The 17,405-nt window shown below is 52.0% G+C and carries 16 protein-coding genes; 11 read left to right on the top strand and 5 right to left on the bottom strand.

Annotated features, from left to right (window positions below):
* Positions 1-96: 96 nt before the first annotated feature.
* Positions 97-459: a YibL family ribosome-associated protein gene (locus tag ICA20_RS00870; protein ID WP_038635293.1), complete on the bottom strand. Its 363-nt coding sequence runs from the start codon at positions 457-459 to the stop codon at positions 97-99.
* Between the two features lie 293 nt (positions 460-752).
* Between ICA20_RS00870 and ICA20_RS00875 the strand changes: the two genes are divergently transcribed.
* Positions 753-959, top strand: coding sequence for a hypothetical protein (locus tag ICA20_RS00875; protein WP_003827334.1), 207 nt, complete (start codon positions 753-755; stop codon positions 957-959).
* A 12-nt stretch (positions 960-971) separates the two neighbouring features.
* Here the strand turns inward: ICA20_RS00875 and mtlR are convergent, their stop codons facing one another.
* The 3 genes from mtlR to mtlA all read right to left on the bottom strand — a co-directional run bounded on the left by mtlR (position 972) and on the right by mtlA (position 4,854).
* Entirely contained in the window at positions 972-1,562 is a 591-nt protein-coding gene (mtlR, locus tag ICA20_RS00880; RefSeq protein WP_005120486.1) for a mannitol operon repressor MtlR, read from the bottom strand.
* A complete protein-coding gene (gene mtlD, locus ICA20_RS00885) occupies positions 1,559-2,707 on the bottom strand; it encodes a mannitol-1-phosphate 5-dehydrogenase (RefSeq protein WP_038635287.1) in 1,149 nt (382 codons plus the stop codon). The genes mtlR and mtlD overlap by 4 nt, the downstream gene beginning before the upstream one ends.
* 230 nt (positions 2,708-2,937) lie before the next feature.
* Positions 2,938-4,854, bottom strand: coding sequence for a PTS mannitol transporter subunit IICBA (gene mtlA / locus ICA20_RS00890; protein WP_038635284.1), 1,917 nt, complete (start codon positions 4,852-4,854; stop codon positions 2,938-2,940).
* Positions 4,855-5,384: 530 nt separating this feature from the next.
* On the opposite strand from mtlA, the gene ICA20_RS00895 reads away from it, so the two are divergent.
* The 9 genes from ICA20_RS00895 (at position 5,385) to ICA20_RS00935 (ending at position 15,569) form a co-directional block, all read left to right on the top strand.
* The gene (locus tag ICA20_RS00895) at positions 5,385-5,747 is read left to right on the top strand and encodes a DUF3302 domain-containing protein (protein WP_038635281.1); all 363 of its coding nucleotides are present in this window, start codon (positions 5,385-5,387) and stop codon (positions 5,745-5,747) included.
* A gap of 2 nt (positions 5,748-5,749) precedes the next feature.
* Positions 5,750-6,886: an HlyD family secretion protein gene (locus tag ICA20_RS00900; protein WP_038635278.1), complete on the top strand. Its 1,137-nt coding sequence runs from the start codon at positions 5,750-5,752 to the stop codon at positions 6,884-6,886.
* Positions 6,887-6,982: 96 nt separating this feature from the next.
* On the top strand, positions 6,983-7,591 hold the full coding sequence (locus ICA20_RS00905) for a glutathione S-transferase (protein ID WP_038635275.1): 609 nt from the start codon (positions 6,983-6,985) through the stop codon (positions 7,589-7,591).
* A gap of 98 nt (positions 7,592-7,689) precedes the next feature.
* Entirely contained in the window at positions 7,690-9,081 is a 1,392-nt protein-coding gene (gene selA, locus ICA20_RS00910; protein ID WP_038635273.1) for an L-seryl-tRNA(Sec) selenium transferase, read from the top strand.
* Complete coding sequence (gene selB, locus ICA20_RS00915; protein WP_038635270.1) at positions 9,078-10,925, top strand: selenocysteine-specific translation elongation factor; 1,848 nt, start codon at positions 9,078-9,080, stop codon at positions 10,923-10,925. The genes selA and selB overlap by 4 nt, the downstream gene beginning before the upstream one ends.
* A gap of 185 nt (positions 10,926-11,110) precedes the next feature.
* Positions 11,111-12,262, top strand: a complete 1,152-nt coding sequence (yiaY, locus tag ICA20_RS00920; protein ID WP_038635267.1) for an L-threonine dehydrogenase — start codon at positions 11,111-11,113, stop codon at positions 12,260-12,262.
* A 92-nt stretch (positions 12,263-12,354) separates the two neighbouring features.
* Positions 12,355-13,893, top strand: a complete 1,539-nt coding sequence (aldB, locus tag ICA20_RS00925; RefSeq protein WP_038635264.1) for an aldehyde dehydrogenase AldB — start codon at positions 12,355-12,357, stop codon at positions 13,891-13,893.
* 210 nt (positions 13,894-14,103) lie between these two features.
* A complete protein-coding gene (locus ICA20_RS00930) occupies positions 14,104-14,427 on the top strand; it encodes a DUF3302 domain-containing protein (RefSeq protein ID WP_149282297.1) in 324 nt (107 codons plus the stop codon).
* Positions 14,428-14,432: 5 nt separating this feature from the next.
* Positions 14,433-15,569 (top strand): HlyD family secretion protein, encoded by a 1,137-nt coding sequence (locus ICA20_RS00935; RefSeq protein ID WP_038635258.1) that lies wholly within the window; start codon positions 14,433-14,435, stop codon positions 15,567-15,569.
* Positions 15,570-15,585: 16 nt separating this feature from the next.
* Here the strand turns inward: ICA20_RS00935 and ICA20_RS00940 are convergent, their stop codons facing one another.
* The gene (locus ICA20_RS00940; RefSeq protein WP_038635255.1) at positions 15,586-16,536 is read right to left on the bottom strand and encodes a LysR family transcriptional regulator; all 951 of its coding nucleotides are present in this window, start codon (positions 16,534-16,536) and stop codon (positions 15,586-15,588) included.
* Between the two features lie 121 nt (positions 16,537-16,657).
* Between ICA20_RS00940 and ICA20_RS00945 the strand changes: the two genes are divergently transcribed.
* Entirely contained in the window at positions 16,658-17,398 is a 741-nt protein-coding gene (locus tag ICA20_RS00945; protein ID WP_038635252.1) for a MipA/OmpV family protein, read from the top strand.
* Positions 17,399-17,405 lie beyond the last annotated feature (7 nt).

A 17,405-nucleotide genomic window follows, 5' to 3' on the forward strand; every position in this document is an offset into this window, starting at 1 on the left:
ATGAAATGTGAGGTGATGGTAGGATCTGGTTATAATTGGTAGGGCCAATTGGCGGTGCGGGAAAGACCGGGCAAACGGATGTTGCCCGGCAGGAGATCAGAACTCGGTTTTTGCGAAGCCTGTCATCTCTTTCAGGCCCATTTCACGGCCAAGTTCGGTCATCGGGTGGACGACAATCAGACCACGCACGCTTTTCTTCAGCTTGCCCATGTCGGCCTGTTCTTTTTTGGTAATGGCGCGGCGGAAGGGAAGTTTCGTGAGCTTGTGCGCTTCTTTGCTCAGCTTCTGGCCGTGTACTTCACGCAGGCGCGCGATCTCGGCTTCCAGGGTTTCTTTCTCTTTTTCCAGCTCGGCATATTTGTCTGCGGCTTCAACCAGCGACAGGTCAGCCTGCTGGTGGCGGATAGCGTCCAGGCGATCGCTCAGGCGTTTAATTTCGTTTTTTTCGACTTCTTTCATAGGATAGCTTCTGATAAAAAATAGAATGTATATCCTATAGTATGCGCGCAGAGCGGGATTCTTCACAACAAATCGAAGATAAATAATCAAATGCCGCAAGTATTAATCAGCTAATGATAATATTACGCTTTTGATTAATAAGGAATTTTAAGCAATAAGATCGGCGATGGCGCTTTCTGTTGGCGGGTTGATAGCGAAGCACGTTTTCCTCAATATAATTGCCCAACCGATCCTAAACTTAAATGATCAACCGCGCAGGCTAAGCGTGGTTAATACATGGAGGAGGGAAGATTATGGCGAAAATAGGTGAGAATGTTTCGGTCCTTATTGATAAGACTGTTGATTTCATGGCCTCAAGCCAGGCTTTTCGTGAGTATCTGAATAAAACACCGCCGCGCAACGTTGTCCCTTCTGAAATACCGCAGGAGAATGCGCAGCTGTATCTGCAACGTCTGGCGTACTATCGACAGCTTTATCGACCGCAGCAGGAAGAGAAATAAGCCTGCATGGCCTTATTTTTGAAAGGCTTTTTTTAAGCTGATTTTAGAAATCAGCTCGGTCAGGGAAAGTACCATCGTGGAGCGTACCATTTGCTGGTAGCGCTGGATTTGCATGGCGTGCAAACCTGAGTCTGAGGTATCAAACTGTGGCGGCGGTGGGAGTGCCGTCACGCAGTGAAGCTCGCCAAACGGCCCAAGAATCTCGTCGTCGGTAAACGCATACTCATTGCCGTCGTGATTCAGCTCTTCCCGCAGCGCCATCAGAAGCTCCGCATCTTCATACTCCGGGCGGCTGAGTACGCCCAGACCGTAGATTAGCTTCAAACGAACCGAAAGATCGCCCAATGGACCGTCGCCGTCGAGCAACGGTTCTACGGCATATTTCACCGCATAGTCATCTTTGCGAAATACCTGAAGCACAAGGATATTCACCGCCTCGGTGAGCAGTTCTACGGCGGTGATGAGGAAGCTGCGTACGGTTTTGCCAGCATTCAGACGCTCAAGCACACGATTTTCAAAGGCCTGCGTTTGTTCCATTATTGCCTGCATATCTGACAATCTGTCATTCGGGCGCAGGCTGACCTGCGCCACATTCTCTATCATTTGGTCGCGTTATATGCGTTAACCGCCTCCGCCACCACATCACTGTTGGCATCCAGACCGGATACCTGCGCCAGCGCGGCCAGTGGACCTTTTTCGTCAATCAGCGCGGCCAGTTCCTGTGCCTGCGGATCTTCTTCACTGCGGTAATGCATTGCAGCAGCAATACCGGTAACCAGATTAACGTGCGGTAGACCATACTCCAGCGTGCCCAGCAGCGGTTTAATCAGACGGTCGCCTGCACTCAGTTTACGCAGCGGCTGACGTCCAACGCGCTCAACATCATCTTTCAGATACGGGTTTTCAAAACGACCGAGGATCTTCTGGATATAAGCCGCGTGTTTATCGGCATCAAAACCGTAGCGTTTGATCAGTACCGCGCCGCTCTCTTCCATTGCACCTTTTACCACTGCGCGGATTTTCTCGTCGAGAATCGCGTCACGGATGGTCTGATGACCGGTCAATTTTCCGAGGTACGCGGTTATAGCATGCCCGGTGTTCAGCGTGAAGAGTTTACGTTCGACAAATGCCATCAGGTTATCAGTTAATTCCATTCCCGGGATGTTTGGCAGCTCGCCTTTGAACTGCGTTTGGTCGACAATCCACTCGCTGAATGTTTCGACGGTAACTTCCAGCGGATCGTTGGTCGCAGAAGCAGATGGCGGCACGATGCGATCCACGGCGGAATCGACAAAGCCAACATGTTCTTCAACCCAGGCTTTGTCTTCATCTGCCAGCGCGTTCATGACGTGGCCTTTCAACTGCGTGGTTCCGCGCACCATGTTTTCACAGGCGATGATATTCAGCGGGGTAGAGATGCCCTGCGCTTTGCGTTTTACCAGCCCTTTAGCGATGGCCGGAGCGATACGCTCAAGCACAACCGGACCTACGGCAGTAGTGATTAAATCAACGTGGGCAATCAGATCGACGACATCATCGCCGATGCTGCTGACGGCGTTGACGCCGGAAACGGTATCAACCTGCTCGTTTTCACCCACAACATGAACCTGATAGCTATGACGGGCATTCAGGGCATCGAGCACGACCTGGTTTACATCTGCAAACGTCAGCTGTATCCCCGCGTCCGCCAGCAGTTTGCCGATAAAGCCACGACCGATATTACCTGCGCCAAAATGTAATGCTTTCATAGTATTAACCTTCATTAATGTTTTTACCCAAGAGGGCTGGGGTGAGGGACCGCATAGCTTTCCCCTCAACCTAACCCTCTCCACAAGGGAGAGGATATCGCCTTCATATTTCGAACTGCAGATGCGTTGGCTCTCCTCGCTCACCCCAGTCACGTACTTATGTACGCTCCTGGGGATTCACTGCGTTGCCGCCTTCCTGCAGCTCGAACTATTTTGGAGATACTTAACTGTTAAGCTTTTTTACCTGCCAGCAGTTCCAGAACTTCATCCACGCTGGTGGTATGGGCCAGACGTTCGATCACGGATTCATCATCCAGCGCGTTGGTCAGGCTGGTGATGACCTGGATGTGCTCATTGTTACGTGCGGCGATACCAATGACCAGACGGGCAATATCGTCTTCTTCTTCACCAAAGCGTACGCCTTCCGGGTACTGGCAGAACACCACGCCGGTTTTCAGCACGCGGTCTTTGGCTTCTACCGTACCGTGCGGTACTGCGATGGATTCACCGAGGTAAGTCGGCGTCAGCTTTTCGCGGTCCAGCATGGCATCGACGTATTCCGGCTCAACATAGCCGCCTTTCACCAGTTGTTCACCGGCAAAGCGAATCGCTTCTTCTTTGTTAGAGGCTTTCCGGCCAAGGAAGATATTTTCCGCACCCAGTTTGAACAGATGGGTATCACCCTCATCAAAGCTGTCTTTCAGGTGATCGCGGACTTTCTCTTCGTTCACGTTGTGGCGCTGTGCAGCGACCAGACGTTCGGTCAGGCTGGTATACAGACCGCTGTCGAGGAAGTTAGTCAGCGAGATGTGCTGTGCCTGAGGCACCTGACGCATCGCACGTTCAGTCAGGTCGCGGTGGGTAATGACCAGATCCACATCCGGCGGCAGATTGTTAATCGCGCTGTTGGTGACGGAAATCTGAGACAGACCGGCATCCTGCACTTTCTTACGCAGTACGCCTGCGCCCATGGCGCTGGAACCCATACCGGCATCGCAAGCCACGATGATTTTACGTACATGGCTCAGGTCGTTGGTCACGTCGCCAGCCGCCAGCGGAGATGCGCCTTTAGATTCCGCTTTCATGTCCTGCATACGACGGGTCGCCGCATCAATATCGTCTTCTTCTTTCACTTTGCTGGTTTTCAGCAGGATAGCTGAGACCACAAAGGAGACCGCCATGGCGGCACAGATAGCAGCGATGTTTGCGAAGTAAGCGCCTTTTGGCGTCATCGCCAGCACGGCCAGAATCGAGCCAGGAGAAGCCGGAGAAACCAGACCGCCATTCAGGATGGTCAGGGTGAATACGCCAGTCATACCGCCAAGGATAACGGCCAGAATCAGACGTGGGTTCATCAGCACGTACGGGAAGTAAATTTCGTGGATACCGCCCAGGAAGTGGATGATAGCCGCGCCGCCCGCAGACTGCTTAGCGCTGCCGCGACCAAAGAACATGTACGCCAGCAGGACGCCCATACCCGGACCTGGGTTAGCTTCAATCAGGAAGAAGATGGATTTGCCCATCTCATGGGACTGCTGAATACCCAGCGGTGAGAAAATACCGTGGTTGATGGCGTTGTTGAGGAACAGAATTTTTGCCGGTTCAACGAAGATAGACGCCAGCGGCAGCATGTCATGGACAACCATGAAGTTAACGCCTGCCGCCAGAATTTTGGACAGACCTTCAACCAATGGACCAATGCCGAGGAAAGCCAGGATGGCGAGGATCATACCGATGATGCCTGCGGAGAAGTTATTCACCAGCATCTCAAAACCGGATTTGATCTTACCGTCTACCCAGTTATCGAATTTTTTGATGCAGTAGCCGCCCAGCGGGCCTGCGATCATGGAGCCAAGGAACATCGGCATATCCGCGCCGACGATAACGCCCATGGTGGTGATAGCACCAACCACGCCGCCACGCTCGCCGCCCACCAGCTTACCACCGGTATAACCGATCAGCAGCGGCAGCAGATAGGTGATCATCGGACCGACCAGCTTCGCCAGCGTTTCGTTCGGCAACCACCCTGTCGGAATGAATAATGCGGTGATAATACCCCACGCGATAAACGCGCCGATATTTGGCATCACCATATTGCTGAGGAATCGACCAAAGCTTTGCACCTTGATCTTAATATCGGATGACATAAAAACACCCCTTCTTATGTTTGCTATCGCGCAGGCTGAAAGCCCGAGGTTTGTTAATGTAGCGGCAGGAGGTAGCCGGACCCTGTAGATACTGCGAAATCTGGCACTGAATCGTTCAACTGTCCAGTCGACGGCCTTTAATGTGATGTTAGTCACGTAAATATAGGGTGTGTGGTGCCAGTTAATGTGATTTTCATCACAAAATAACGGTGCAAAAAAACATCACAGTGCAAGTAATCGCTAAAAATGGCGGTTAAACGTGATCTTATTCACGTTTTTGTATTTACTGTTTGTTGAATTTTTGTGATGTGATTCACAAAGTATTTTTGTCTCGGTTTAACCAAATGTGATCTGCGACGGGTTCTGGAGCTCACATTTTTCTTGCCAGATAAAGCAACTTAAAACCAGAAAAAATATTATTTTTGTGTTATGGCGAAAACCGCAAACTGCGGTTATGTTCAAAGCATCAGCCAGGATGCGTACGGCTGCCGGCATAAAAAAACTCTAATTAGCGTGAATTCGAGGCAGGTATGTTTCTAAATTATTTCGCGTTAGGCGTGCTGATCTTCGTTTTTCTGGTTCTGTTTTACGGAATCATCGCCATCCATGACATTCCCTATAACATCGCTAAAAAGCGCAACCATCCGCATGCCGACGCTATCCATACGGCAGGGTGGGTAAGTCTTTTTACGTTGCATGTTATTTGGCCGTTCCTGTGGATTTGGGCCACGCTCTACCAGCCCGAAAAGGGGTGGGGGATGCAGTCGCACATCACGCCGACCGGAAAGGAACCTGACCCTGAAATCGCCGTGCTGGCCGCGCGCATGGCCCAGTTGGAAAAAAAACTGGATGGGGATAAAAAAATCGATAACTCCACCTTTCCGGAGATTTAATCATGGATTTGTTAATTGTCCTGACTTATGTGGCATTCGCCTGGGCCATCTTTAAAATATTCCGTATTCCGGTAAACCAGTGGACGCTTGCCACCGCAGCATTAGGTGGGGTGTTTATTGTGGCGGGACTCATCTTATTAATGAACTATAACCATCCGTATACCTTTACGGCGCAAAAAGCGGTTATTTCAATTCCCGTCACTCCACAGGTCACAGGAATTGTTAGTGAGGTAACAGATAAAAATAATCAGCTGATTAAAAAAGGCGAAGTGTTATTTAAACTCGATCCTGTGCGTTATCAGGCGCGAGTTGACCGGCTGCAGGCCGACCTGGTCACCGCGACCCACAACATCGACAATTTGAAAGCGCAACTGTCGGAAGCGGTCGCTAATACCACTCGCGTGTCTGCTGAACGTGACCGCCTGTATAAAGATTATCAGCGCTATTTGAAGGGTAGCCAGGCGAAGGTTAACCCGTTTTCCGAAAGTGATATCGACAATGCCCGCCAGAACTATCTGGCTCAGGATGCGCTGGTAAAAGGCTCAGTAGCGGAACAGACCCAGATTCAGAGCCAGTTAGACAGTATGGTCAACGGTGAGCAATCCCAGGTCGCCTCCCTGCGCGCCCAGCTCGCCGAAGCCAAATATAATCTTGAACAGACCGTTGTGCGTGCGCCCAGCAACGGTTACGTGACGCAGGTGCTTATTCGCCCGGGGACTTACGCCGCCGCGTTGCCTCTGCGACCTGTGATGGTATTTATTCCTGAACAAAAACGGCAAATCGTGGCGCAATTCCGCCAGAATTCATTGCTGCGTCTTGAACCGGGCGATGAAGCCGAAGTGGTATTCAACGCGCTGCCAGGCCAGGTGTTTAGCGGCAAGCTGACCAGTATCCTTCCCGTTGTGCCGGGAGGTTCTTATCAGGCGCAGGGGGCATTACAATCCTTAACAGTAGTACCGGGTACCGATGGCGTAATGGCAACCATTGAACTGGATCCGAATGCCGAGGTAGATGCGCTGCCGGACGGTATCTATGCCCAGGTGGCGGTCTATTCCGACCATTTCGCCCATGTGTCGGTGATGCGTAAAGTGCTGCTGCGCATGACCAGCTGGATGCATTACCTTTATTTGGATCATTGAGACCGTCATCACCTGCCATTTGCGCTGACCTGAGCCATACTAAGCTGTGCCCCCCAATCGTTGGGCATAGCTTTTTGTTGGCAAAAAGGACCCGGCATGAAACTCATTGGCAGCTATACCAGCCCTTTTGTGCGTAAAATTTCTATTCTGTTACTGGAAAAGGGCATCACCTTCGAATTTGTAAATGAACTCCCCTACAACGAGGATAGCGGCGTGGCGCGCTATAACCCGTTAGGAAAAGTGCCCGCGCTGGTTACTGATGAAGGCGAGTATTGGTTTGATTCTCCAATCATCGCGGAATACATAGAGCTGCTGGAAATTGCGCCAGCTATGTTGCCGCGTGAACCGCTGGCGGCGCTGAAGGTGCGTCAGTTGGAAGCGCTGGCAGACGGCATTATGGATGCCGGTTTAGTCTCGGTACGCGAACAGGCTCGCCCCGCCGCACAGCAGTCAGAAACAGAGTTGTTACGCCAGCGGGAGAAAATTACCCGCAGTCTGGATGTGCTGGAAGGCTATCTGGCGGACGGTACGCTGAAAACGGATACGGTTAACCTGGCCACCATTGCGATTGCCTGCGCTGTCGGCTATCTCAATTTCCGTCGGGTCGCGCCCGGCTGGTGTGTGGACCGCCCGCGTCTGGTCAAACTGGTGGAAACGCTCTTTCAACGCGAAAGTTTTGCCCGTACGGAACCGCCAAAGGCTTGATACACGTTATGTCCGCCTGAGCAAAGTCACGATACAATCCTTCCTATATCGATAGCCCTCTCCGCGGTGGAGAGGGCCACCAACAGCCAGGCCCTTTCATGACAACCGACATGCGTTCACTCTACAGCCAGCTTCCTGCTATCGATCGTCTATTGCGCGATAGCGCTTTCTCCGCCTTACGTGAATCCCACGGTCATACCCGGGTAGTTGACCTGCTGCGTCACATGCTCGACGAAGCCAGAGAAGCCATTCGCGACGCCCACGCGCTCCCGGCATGGTGTGAGGACTGGACGCAAGAAGCCAGAGCCCGGCTGGAACGTGAATCGCAAAGCGCGTTGCGCCCAGTGATTAATCTGACCGGAACGGTGCTGCATACTAACCTGGGTCGTGCGTCGCAGGCCGAGGAAGCCATCGATGCGGTGGTGCAGGCGATGCGCACGCCGGTGACGCTGGAATACAGCCTGGATGATGCCGGGCGCGGACATCGGGATCGGGCGTTGGCGGATTTACTCTGTCGCCTGACGGGGGCCGAAGACGCTTGTATCGTGAATAACAATGCGGCAGCGGTTCTGCTGATGCTGGCCGCCACGGCTAACGGCAAAGAGGTGGTCGTTTCGCGCGGTGAGCTGGTGGAAATTGGCGGCGCGTTTCGTATTCCTGATGTGATGTGTCAGGCCGGATGTACGCTACGCGAAGTGGGGACCACCAACCGGACCCACGCGAAGGATTACCGTCAGGCGGTGAATGAAAATACCGGCCTGCTGATGAAGGTGCATACCAGTAATTACAGCATTGAAGGCTTTACGAAGTCGGTGGATGAGGCAGAGTTGGCCGCCATTGGCCGGGAGCTGGATGTAGCTGTGGTGGCGGATCTCGGCAGCGGTTCGCTGGTCGATCTCAGTCAGTATGGTTTGCCGCAGGAGCCAATGCCGCAGCAACTGATCGCCGCAGGCGTGAGTCTGGTGAGTTTCTCTGGCGATAAACTGCTGGGTGGGCCACAGGCCGGAATTATCGTCGGTAAAAAAGAGATGATCGCGCGCTTACAGAGCCATCCGCTGAAACGTGCGTTACGGGCAGATAAAATGACGCTGGCGGCGCTGGAAGCAACGCTGCGGCTCTATCTGCATCCGGAAGCGCTGGCGGCGAAGTTGCCGACATTACGCCAGCTCACCCGCTCGCAAGAGGCGATCCACACGCAGGCCCAGCAATTACAGGCGCAGCTTGCCGATCGTTACTGCGACGAGTTTGCTTTGAATGTGATGCCTTGCCTGTCGCAGATTGGTAGCGGTTCGTTACCTGTCGACAGGTTACCCAGCGCGGCATTGACCTTTACCCCACATGACGGGCGCGGTAGTCGCCTCGACGCGCTGGCCGCCCGCTGGCGTGCGTTGCCCGTGCCGATCATTGGGCGAATTTATGATGGCCGCATGTGGCTGGATCTGCGCTGCCTTGAAGACGAGACCCGGTTTATGGAGATGATGCTGAAATGATTATTGCAACCGCCGGACACGTTGACCACGGAAAAACAACGTTATTACAGGCAATTACGGGGGTGAATGCCGACCGTCTGCCGGAGGAAAAAAAGCGTGGCATGACCATCGATCTCGGCTATGCCTACTGGCCGCAGCCGGATGGGCAGGTGCTGGGGTTTATTGATGTTCCCGGACATGAAAAGTTTTTGTCCAACATGCTGGCGGGTGTAGGCGGTATCGACCACGCGCTGCTGGTTGTCGCCTGTGATGATGGCGTGATGGCGCAAACGCGTGAACATTTGCAAATTCTGCAACTGACGGGCAATCCGCAAATCACCGTGGCGCTCACGAAAGCCGATCGCGTGGATGAGGACCGCATCAATACGGTGCGTGAAGAGGTACACACCACGCTGGAAAACTATGGTTTTGCCGATGCGGCTCTGTTTGTGACTGCCGCCAGTGAAGGCCGTGGGATCGAAGAACTACGCGACCATTTATTGCAATTAACCTCGCGCGAGCATGCCCGCGATCACAGCTTCCGTCTGGCGATTGACCGTGCTTTTACGGTTAAAGGCGCAGGGCTGGTGGTGACCGGGACGGCGCTCAGCGGTGAAGTGAATGTCGGTGATACGCTGTGGCTGACGGGCGTCAACAAGCCAATGCGCGTACGTAGCTTGCATGCGCAAAATCAGGCTACTGAGCATGCTCATGCCGGGCAGCGTATTGCGCTGAATATTGCCGGCGATGCGCAAAAAGAAGAGCTAAATCGCGGCGACTGGCTGCTTTCAGATGTCCCGCCAGAGGCTTTTACCCGCGTGATTGTCTCTTTAGAGCATGCCGCGCCGCTGATGCAGTGGCAACCGCTACATATTCACCACGCGGCCAGCCATGTCACCGGGCGCATCTCATTGCTTGAAGGTACGCTGGCGGAACTGGTGTTTGATACACCGTTGTGGCTCGCCGATAACGACCGCCTGGTGCTGCGCGATATTTCTGCCCGCACGACGCTGGCTGGCGCACGCGTCGTCACGCTCAACCCACCGCGCCGCGGAAAGCGTAAACCGGAATATCTGCAGTGGTTGTCGGCGCTCGAAAATGCGCACACCGACGGCGACGCCCTGGCGCTGCATCTGTCGCGCGGGGCGGTGAATATTCCTGACTTCGCCTGGGCGCGTCAGCTCAATGGCAACGGTATGCGTCCGTTGATTGAGCAACATGGTTTTATTCAGGCGGGGTATAGCCTGTTGAATGCTCCCGTTGCCGCGCGTTGGCAGCGAAAAGTCCTCGATACGCTGGCGACCTATCACGAACAGCACCGTGATGAGCCCGGGCCAGGGCGCGAACGCCTGCGTCGTATGGCGTTGCCGATGGAAGATGAAGCGCTGGTATTGCTGCTGATTGAAAAGATGCGTGAGAGCGGCGCTATCCATAGCCATCACGGTTGGCTGCATTTGCCGGATCACAAGGCGGGTTTCAGCGATGAACAGCAGGCTATCTGGCAAAAAGCAGAACCGCTTTTTGGCGATGAGCCGTGGTGGGTGCGCGACCTGGCAAAACAGACCGGGACGGATGAGCAAATGATGCGCGTGGTATTACGACAAGCGGCGCAGCAAGGCATTATTACTGCGATCGTGAAAGATCGTTATTATCGTAACGATCGCATTGTGTCTTTCGCCAATATGATCCGCGAGCTGGACCAGGAGAAAGGATCGACCTGCGCCGCCGATTTTCGCGACAGGCTTAACGTGGGGCGTAAATTGGCTATCCAGATTCTGGAATATTTTGACCGCATTGGTTTTACGCGTCGTCGCGGGAATGATCATTTATTACGCGATGCATTACTGTTTCCTGAAAAACAATGAAACAATTAATTCAGAGATTAAATGAATTAATACAAAATATATATTGATTGCAATCAGCACATTAGATTATGAACCTAATGTGCTTTTTTATTTTGAATGTGATTAAAATAACAACCGCGATCATATTTTGCTGGAAAATGCACACGTATGCTTCCTGACTCTTTAGAGTAATTAAGGATCGTACAATGGCTGCTTCAACATTTTTTATTCCTTCTGTGAATATAATCGGCGCTGATTCATTAAAAGACGCGATGAATACCATGGCTGAATATGGTTTTCGCCGCACGCTGATTGTCACGGATGCCATGTTGACCAAATTAGGTATGGCTGGCGAGATTCAAAAAGCATTACAGGAACATGATATTTTCAGCGTAATTTACGATGGTACGCATCCTAACCCGACGACCAGTAACGTAGCTGCTGGCCTGAAAATGTTGAAAGAAAACGACTGTGATAGCGTTATTTCTCTCGGCGGCGGTTCGCCACACGATTGTGCGAAAGGCATTGCGCTGGTGGCCGCTAACGGTGGCTATATCGGCGATTACGAAGGCGTTGACCGCTCTGCAAAACCGCAGTTGCCGATGATTGCCATCAACACCACGGCGGGTACGGCATCTGAAATGACCCGTTTCTGCATCATTACCGATGAAGAACGCCATATCAAAATGGCGATTGTCGACAAGCACGTCACTCCGCTGCTGTCGGTCAATGACTCCTCGCTGATGGTCGGTATGCCGAAGTCTCTGACGGCGGCTACCGGTATGGATGCGCTGACCCACGCTATCGAAGCCTACGTTTCTATTGCTGCAACCCCGATTACCGATGCGTGTGCGCTGAAAGCGGTCACCATGATTGCGGAAAATCTGCCGGTTGCCGTTGAAGATGGCAGCAATGCTCAGGCACGTGAAGCCATGGCTTACGCACAGTTCCTCGCAGGCATGGCATTTAACAACGCCTCTCTGGGTTACGTGCACGCCATGGCGCACCAGTTGGGTGGTTTCTACGATCTGCCACACGGTGTATGTAACGCCGTGCTGCTGCCGCATGTACAGGTTTTCAATAGCAAAGTGGCTGCCGCTCGTCTGCGTGATTGCGCGGCTGCGATGGGCGTTAACGTGGCTGGACTGAGTGAAGAGCAAGGGGCGGAAGCCTGTATCGCGGCGATCCGTGAACTGGCGCAGAAAGTGAATATTCCGGCCGGTCTGCGTGAGCTGAACGTGAAGGAAGAAGATTTTGCCGTTCTGGCGACCAATGCCCTGAAAGACGCCTGTGGTTTCACTAACCCGATTCAGGCGACTCATGACGAAATCATGGCGATTTATCGCGCTGCGATGTAATTCGTGATACCTGTCGTAAAGCAGTAAAAGGCTGGCGAATTATTCGCCAGCCCCGTCTACCCTTGTAGTACCCCTACAGCAAGGAGACGGTCATGACCAATAACCCCCCTTCAACGCGTATTTATCCCGGCGAGTATGGTTACCCTCTGAAGTTAAAGGCCCGATACGATAACTTTATCGGCGGTGACTGGGTCGCGCCGGTGGACGGCGAGTATTACCAAAACCTGACGCCGGTCACCGGGCAATTGCTGTGCGAAGTGGCCTCTTCCGGTAAGAAGGATATCGATCTGGCACTGGATGCCGCGCACAAAATAAAAGATAAATGGGCGCAGACATCCGTGCAGGACAGAGCGGCGATTCTGTTTAAAATCGCCGATCGTATGGAACAAAACCTGGAACTGCTGGCGACGGCAGAAACCTGGGATAACGGTAAACCCATCCGTGAAACCAGCGCGGCAGACGTGCCGCTGGCGATTGACCATTTCCGCTATTTCGCCTCCTGTATTCGTGCGCAGGAAGGGGGAATCAGCGAGGTTGATAGTGAGACCGTGGCTTATCATTTCCATGAGCCTCTTGGCGTGGTCGGGCAAATTATCCCGTGGAACTTCCCGCTGCTAATGGCCAGTTGGAAGATGGCGCCCGCGCTGGCGGCGGGTAACTGCGTGGTGCTTAAACCCGCGCGCCTGACGCCGCTGTCCGTGCTGCTGCTGATGGAGGTCATTGGCGATCTGCTCCCGCCTGGTGTCGTGAACGTGGTAAACGGTGCGGGTGGGGAAATCGGTGAATATCTGGCGACGTCTAAACGTATTGCGAAAGTGGCGTTTACCGGCTCAACGGAAGTCGGCCAGCAGATCATGCAGTACGCTACGCAGAACATTATTCCCGTCACCCTGGAGCTGGGTGGGAAATCGCCCAATATCTTCTTCGCGGACGTGATGGATGAAGAAGATGCGTTCTTTGATAAGGCGCTGGAAGGCTTTGCGCTGTTTGCCTTCAACCAGGGCGAAGTGTGTACCTGTCCGAGCCGCGCGCTGGTACAGGAATCCATTTATGAACGCTTTATGGAAAGAGCCATTCGCCGGGTGGAGAGTATCCGTAGCGGCAACCCGTTAGACAGTGTGACGCAAATGGGGGCGCAGGTGTCGCATGGTCAACTGGAAACCATTCTGAATTACATCGATATTGGTAAGAAAGAAGGGGCGGATGTCCTGACCGGTGGACGGCGTAAGCAACTGGATGGTGAGTTAAAAGAGGGTTATTACCTCGAACCGACCATTCTGTTTGGTAAGAACAACATGCGGGTTTTCCAGGAGGAGATCTTCGGCCCGGTGCTGGCTGTTACGACCTTTAAAACCATGGACGAAGCGCTGGAAATTGCCAATGACACCCAATATGGACTTGGCGCTGGCGTCTGGAGCCGTAACGGAAATCTCGCGTACAAGATGGGCCGCGGGATTCAGGCGGGGCGTGTCTGGACCAACTGCTACCATGCTTATCCGGCACATGCGGCGTTCGGCGGCTATAAGCAGTCGGGCATTGGGCGCGAGACACACAAAATGATGCTTGAGCACTATCAGCAAACCAAATGCCTGTTGGTGAGCTACTCGGATAAACCGCTGGGGCTGTTTTAATATCCCGTCACTTACCGCCCGGTCGCATTTAGCGTACCGGGCAGTAAATTATGTCCTGCAGCACGAAAGACGACGGGTATATATAGAAACTCATATATCGTTATATAAATAACCCCATTGCATCCAATCTGGTCATTCCACTACTATTATCAACTCTATTTTTTAAATAAATAGCAGCCAAGTTCTTTAATTTAAATCCCTGAGGCAAATATGTTCCTTGATTATTTTGCATTAGGAGTGCTTATTTTTGTATTCCTGGTTATTTTTTACGGGATTATTATTCTGCATGATATTCCCTATCTTATTGCAAAGAAACGTAACCATCCTCATGCCGACGCAATACATGTTGTGGGCTGGGTTAGCTTGTTTACCTTACATGTTATTTGGCCCTTTTTATGGATCTGGGCAACGCTTTATCGCCCGGAGCGCGGGTGGGGTATGCAGAGCGCGGATTCTTCCCTGATCCAGCTTCAGGCGCGGGTTGCCGACCTGGAAAAGAAACTGGATGAGGTTAAGACCTCTCCGGCGGAGTAATATCGATGGATTTACTGATTGTTCTGACCTATGTGGCATGCGCATGGTCGATATTTAAAATTTTTAAAATTCCTGTAAATAAATGGACGGTACCCACTGCAGCATTGGGTGGTATTTTCATTGTTTGCGGGCTTATATTACTGATGAATTATAACCATCCGTATACCTTTAAGGCGCAAAAAGCGGTAATTTCTATTCCCGTCGTGCCGCAGGTCACGGGTGTTGTAACGGAAGTGACAGATAAGAAGAATACGCTGATCAAAAAAGGCGAAGTTCTGTTTAAACTTAATCCTGGACGTTATCAGGCGCGGGTTGATCGCCTGAAAGCCGATATTGTCACCGCTCAGCATAAAGAGCAGGCGCTGGTTGCGCAGCTAGACGAAATGAAAGCCAACACGCAGCAGGCAAAGGCCACGCGTGACAAGCTGGCAAAAGATTACCAGCGCTATGCGCAGGGGAGTCAGGCGAAGGTCAACCCTTTTTCTGAACGCGATATCGATGCGGCGCGCCAAAACTATCTGGCGCAGGAAGCATCGGTGAAATCGTCTATTGCGGAGCAACAGCAAATCCAGAGCCAGTTAGACAGCCTGGTACTGGGTGAAAATTCGCAAATTGCCAGCCTGAAGGCACAACTCGCCGAAGCGGAGTTTAACCTTGACCAGACCGTGGTTCGTGCGCCCAGCGATGGTTACGTTACGCAGGTGCTGATGCGCCCCGGAACCTATGCCGCCGCGCTGCCTATGCGTCCGGTGATGGTGTTTATCCCGGAACAGAAACGGCAAATTATCGCCCAGTTCCGTCAAAACTCACTGCTGCGACTGGAGCCAGGCGATGAAGCGGAAGTGGTGTTTAACGCCCTGCCGGGGAAGGTATTTAGCGGCAAACTGGCGGCTATCAGCCCGGCTGTACCGGGTGGTACATACCAGTCGAACGGGGCGTTGCAATCCTTAAACTCTACGCCCGGTTCAGAAGGGGTGATCGCCACGATTGAGCTGAACGACAATGCGGACGTGAGCGCGTTACCCGATGGGATTTACGCCCAGGTCGCCGTTTACTCTGATCACTTCGAACATGTGTCAATCATGCGCAAAGTCTTGTTGCGGATGACCAGCTGGGTGCATTACCTGTATCTCGACCACTAGGTGCAGGCTATTTAGCTTACTCAGACAGCTGTAGCGTCTGAGTAAGCTGCTGACGTATCTCCGCTAACATTGCGTCGAGAATAAACTGTACACGCCAGGGCTGGTATTCACGCTTGCGGAAAATCGCCACTAAATCCAGCCACCATTCGTGCTGTTCGGAGAAACAGGGAACCAACAATCCGGACTGAACGTCTTTTTGTATACTCGCATAAGGCGCAAAAACAATGCCCAGATGATTACGCGCCAGCGCCAGCGCGGATTGCGTATTGTCACAGACGTAGTTTCCGGTCACCCGATAATCATGCATTTCCTTGCCGCCCGCAGAACTGAAGCGCCAGATATTGGCATCATCAATCATCATGGAGTCGATTAAAATACAGGAATGATTTTCCAGCTCATCAGGGCTGTTAATGGGATGCTGTTTGATATATTCAGGGCTGGCAAACGCCATCACTGCATATTTGGTAATAAAGCTGGCGACCAGTGATTCATCTTTGGGATGCGCATAGGTAATTAAAACGTCACAATCATCCGGGAAATCTACACCTTCATAAAATGCTTTCCGTTCAAGATTGCAGGTTTTCAGCGAGAGAGTAATACCACCGATATCCTGAATTTTTGCAATAACATGTTGCGATAAGTAAGCAATAATTCCGGTTGGTGCATATACCGTTACCTTGCCACGTTTTTCATGCTTATAATCAGCGATGAAACTATTTAGCTGATCGTTTCTGTCCAGCATGTCATTGATGTAAGGCAGCAGCGCTACACCAAAGGGCGTCAGGGTCAACTGGCGGGTGGTGCGATCAAAGACCTTTAGCCCAACTTTTGATTCAAAATCAGCAAGGTACTTGCTGACATTAGCCTGTGCGATGCCGAGAACCGTAGCGGCATGACTGATGTTTTCACTGGCAGCAATTACCGAAATAATCTTCAGTTCCCGGTGTTTGAGTTGTAATTTGTTCATCGCCAAACCCAATATATATATGTTTGTATATATTACTATATAAATATGGAAGTTGCATCGATGAAATTGTAAGCATTATTATGCACCCGCTTTGTGGCTTATTTTAAAATGGAATGTTGGCATGTTAATTAAACGCAATATTGTGGCGCTGTTCGCCTTTTCTTTTATGGCGAGTGCAACTGCCGCAGAGTTTTCTATTGGCGGTGGCGCTGTATATAATGAATCTCCTTATCGTGGATATAATGATAATGTTCATGCAGTACCGCTTATCAGTTATGAAAGTGAATCATTTTATTTTAGGCAAACAACGTTAGGCTATATTCTTTCAAAAAGTGAAAGTAATGAATTTAGCATTACTGCTTCTTACATGCCGCTTGAGTTTGATCCCGGTGATAACGACGATCATGCGATGAAGCAGCTGGACAAGCGTGATGCAACCGCGATGGCGGGTGCCGCATGGTATCACCATGAAAAATGGGGCAGCGTGAAGGTCTCTGCCGCAGCGGATGTGCTGGATAACAGCAATGGCTGGGTGGCGGAAATGTCTATGTTCCGCCAAATGCCAATGGGCAAGCTGACGCTGACGCCGGCGATTGGCGTGCTCTACTATGACGAAAACTTCAACGAATATTACTACGGCATCTCTGGCAATGAATCCCGCCGTAGTGGGTTATCAAGCTACTCCCCAGGGGACAGCTGGACACCGTATGTTGGCCTGTCCGCTAAATACGCGTTGACCAGCAACCTGACGCTGCTGGCCAGCGCCAACTATAGCGTGCTGCCGGATGACATTAAAAATAGCCCGATGGTTGATCGCGATGACAGCTTTACCCTGATGTCCGGTCTGACCTGGCGTTTCTGATTCTCAC

The sequence above is a fragment of the Citrobacter sp. C5_2 genome (assembly GCF_014596845.2).
Classification (GTDB): Bacteria; Pseudomonadota; Gammaproteobacteria; order Enterobacterales; family Enterobacteriaceae; genus Citrobacter; species Citrobacter werkmanii.